Source organism: Okeania sp. SIO2B9, from assembly GCF_010672505.1.
GTDB classification, from domain to species: Bacteria; Cyanobacteriota; Cyanobacteriia; order Cyanobacteriales; family Microcoleaceae; genus Okeania; species Okeania hirsuta.
On record NZ_JAAHGK010001830.1, the window covers coordinates 1 to 1,004 of the forward strand.

A 1,004-nucleotide genomic window follows, 5' to 3' on the forward strand; every position below is an offset into this window, starting at 1 on the left:
TCCCACAAAGAAAATGATAAATCTGATATTTTTTTCTAACTAATCATTACTGTCTGTCCTGTTTGTGTATATGAACAACATCATATTACATGGCAAAAACTTTAACATAATTTTATATACTAGAAAATATTTCTACTTTGATATATGTATATAGCAATCCTATTTAAGTTGCGGGTAACAATCTCTTTAAATTTAGGGAACAGGGAATAGGGGTAAAAGTTTCAGAGTTTTTATATATCCTTATATTTTTTACAAATCATATCAAATCCGTTTAATATGGTATGAAAATATTGTCCATATTCACCATTACCAAATCTTGATAACTTTTTTTCTTCTTGTACGAGCGTTAATAGCAATGCTACCGGATTTAAATCATTTGGGATTACTGTATGATCGTATTTTTGACAAAATATTTGGGTGCATCTCACATTTGCAAAAATACTTTTTTCCTATATATTCCCTATTCCCTGTTGCCTGTTGCCTGTTCCCTAAAAGCGATAAATTTTTAGCTTTATTCAAAATTGAGATGCACCCAAAGATTTCCTACTGCTATAGTCTTAATAGTTAAAGGCTAGAAATAAATATTTTAATTTCTAGCAGATATATATTTTTGATTTTTTTTCACTGCCACTCTTCTAATTATTCTATCCAATTTTGCAATAAATTATTAATTTGTTCTCGTCGAGTTTCAAAACTTGCAGCTATCCAAATAAAGACAATTCCTACTATTAAACCGATGCTCCACTTGAAAAAAGAGTAAAGAGAGTTCAGGATAATTAGTTGATTAAAAGCGTTGATGAAAAATGTGACTGTTCCTATATAAAGAAAAGCTCTAGTTGGTAACACTAATCCTGGAAAAATAACAATTACACTAATTATTCCTGGTAGTAAACTAGTCTATTGATTTTCTAATAAAGCTATAAAACAAATTATTTCACTGCCAAAAAGTCGTAAGTTATGCCGAATATTTCTGTTTTTAGGTAATTTCAAAATAGGATCGACTT

1 protein-coding gene is annotated in these 1,004 nt (G+C 28.9%); it reads right to left on the bottom strand.

Annotated elements, in window-relative coordinates:
* Positions 1 to 639 precede the first annotated feature (639 nt).
* Complete coding sequence (locus F6K13_RS34770) at positions 640 to 846, bottom strand: hypothetical protein (RefSeq protein ID WP_124147097.1); 207 nt, start codon at positions 844 to 846, stop codon at positions 640 to 642.
* Positions 847 to 1,004: the final 158 nt, after the last annotated feature.